2 protein-coding genes are annotated in these 1,860 nt (G+C 22.0%); both read left to right on the top strand.

Translation table 4 applies throughout. From position 1 onward, the window contains the following. Window positions 1-64: 64 nt before the first annotated feature. Entirely contained in the window at window positions 65-1,303 is a 1,239-nt protein-coding gene (locus D9R21_RS06170) for a hypothetical protein (protein ID WP_126821508.1), read from the top strand. A 28-nt stretch (window positions 1,304-1,331) separates the two neighbouring features. Further along, window positions 1,332-1,844 (top strand): lipoprotein, encoded by a 513-nt coding sequence (locus D9R21_RS06165; RefSeq protein ID WP_126821507.1) that lies wholly within the window; start codon window positions 1,332-1,334, stop codon window positions 1,842-1,844. Window positions 1,845-1,860 lie beyond the last annotated feature (16 nt).

Raw genomic sequence — 1,860 nt, 5'->3', positions numbered from 1 at the left:
TATATATATAATGTCAATAGATCTTGATAAAAAGTTTCAAGATAAAAAAAGGGAATTATACAAAATGAAAAAACTTTTAAGTTTATTAAGTGTATTAACAATTAGTGGAACTGCTGTACCAACAACAATTGCTGCTAGTCCTTATCAAAAAGAAGAAATTAAAAATATAAGAATAAAGCGAGATTACTCTAATACTTCTTATTCTAATACTTCTAATGGTGTATATTATAATGGATATAAAATTAAAGGAATAAGTGGACAAGTTAAAGATATTATTGTTGCATCAAGTGGAAGTGCTTACTTTTTAACTGAAGATGGTTATGTATATTATTTAGCTTATAGTTGAACAAGACAAGCCGTGCGAATTGATACATATTATAATTTACCAGAAATTAGAAATGTTAAATCAATAACAGCAGATGGTACAAGAAATTATTATAATACTTCTAATGGTGTATACTATAGTACTAATTTTAATCCAACTAAAGTTGAAGGAATAAGTGGGCCAGTTAGAAAAATTATTATTAATGGTAATGGTAATATTTTTTATGATATAGATACTGAAAAAGTAAATAATCTTAAGATGAATTTTAATAATATTAATGATAATTTAATTAATTTAGGAATAATTGATAACAATAATTATGGAACAATTTTAAATGCTATTAAAAAACAAAATCACAATTTAGATGTTTCACAATTAGAAGTAATTAATAAAACTGAATACTCAAATTTTACTAAAAATTACTCAGCTGAAATAAAAATAAAACATAACAGTATAAAATATGCTTATTTATATGATACTGATGTTTTAAAGCCTAAAATTATTTTTAATACTAAAGATAAGATTAATGAACTTTCAATTAATATAGAAAATAATTCAATGGTAAAAGAGTGATTAGAACATATAAATGACTATGATAAAAATTTACCAACAAAAATAGAAAATTTAAAAAAATTAGTTGGTAGCCAAAAAATAATTTTTAAAAATATAGAAAAAGAAATAATTAAATCATATATAAGAGATTTTAGACAAATTATAACATTGATAGAACATGAATGAAAAATAGAGGAATTAAATAATACAGTTCAAGGTATAAAAAGCGATATTAATAATTTAAATAATCAAATTAATAATTTAAGTGAAAGAATTACTAACTTAGAAAAATCTTCTTCTAATTTAAATTGTGCTAATATAACAGATGGTGTTAGTCGTATTGTTGATGTTATTCCTGTAATAGGGAGTATTGGTTCTGCAATTTTAAAAATTACTTCTGGAGTTTGTTTAATAGCTAATGTATAAATTATTTAATTTAATAATATAAATAAAAATGAAAAAAATATTAGGCATTTTAGGAACAATAACTTTAATAGGAACAAGTACAACAAGTTTAGTTGCTTGTAATACACCACAATATAGCGAAAAAGAATTAAAAATATGAAAACAAAACAACAAAATAAATACAGATAATCAAGAAATCAAAGATAATTTAGAACCTATAGCACCACAAGAAAAACCATTTAATACTGTTGATAATAAATGATATTTTGTTGTGTGAAAGGGCAAAACGCAATGATATATAACAAAGTTTCTTAATAATGAAAAAATAAATCAACATGGCAGAAAAGTATTAAAAGAAGAAGATGGATATGAACTTGGTTTATATCGTTATAGTTTAAATTATGAAGTTGATTTATTTGATTATGAACAATCTAAAATGACAAACTGACCTTGAAGAATTGACAAAGGAACTTATTTTAAATCAGTTTACCGTTGAAATAATGAAGAACAAAATTTAACTAACTTAATTATTGATAATGATGGAAATATAAAAGTTAATTAATAATAAAAAGTCATTT

The sequence above is a fragment of the Spiroplasma endosymbiont of Megaselia nigra genome (assembly GCF_003987485.1).
Classification (GTDB): Bacteria; Bacillota_I; Bacilli_A; order Mycoplasmatales; family Mycoplasmataceae; genus Spiroplasma.
Note: the sequence above shows the minus strand (reverse complement) of the source record. Positions and strands in the feature narration are given on the sequence as shown.